This is a genomic window from Vibrio sp. 10N.222.55.C6 (genome assembly GCF_041473395.1).
In the GTDB taxonomy this organism is placed as follows: Bacteria; Pseudomonadota; Gammaproteobacteria; order Enterobacterales; family Vibrionaceae; genus Vibrio; species Vibrio crassostreae_C.
This window is the reverse complement of record NZ_JBFRSD010000898.1, coordinates 1-302: the sequence shown is the minus strand read 5'-3', so window position 1 is coordinate 302 and position 302 is coordinate 1. Positions and strand designations below refer to the sequence as shown.

At 41.7% G+C, this 302-nt stretch carries 1 protein-coding gene; it reads left to right on the top strand.

The genetic code is table 11. The features are described from left to right. Positions 1 to 101: 101 nt before the first annotated feature. A partial coding sequence (locus tag AB4486_RS26760; protein WP_372119802.1) for an SgrR family transcriptional regulator occupies positions 102 to 302 on the top strand: 201 nt, incomplete at its 3' end.

Below are 302 nucleotides of genomic sequence, written 5' to 3'. Positions count from 1 at the left end.
CAACAGTTTCATACAGCATATTCCAACTTGAATGAGTAAATAGACCTCCCATTTGGGTTACAGCTATTCTCGTTCCACTAGACGCTTGATTCGGATATCCATTGAACGACGCTAACTTACGTAGACTTCAGCAGCTTATTGCAAAGTATGAATTAGGTGAAGAGTATCACCTAACGATCGATGATCTTGAACACTCGCTATCGACCTCTCGCAGAAACACTTCGATCATTCTTAAATGCTTATCGGAATATCGCTGGATTTGTTGGATTCCGTCCAAAGGAAGAGGGAAGCTTAGCCAGTTT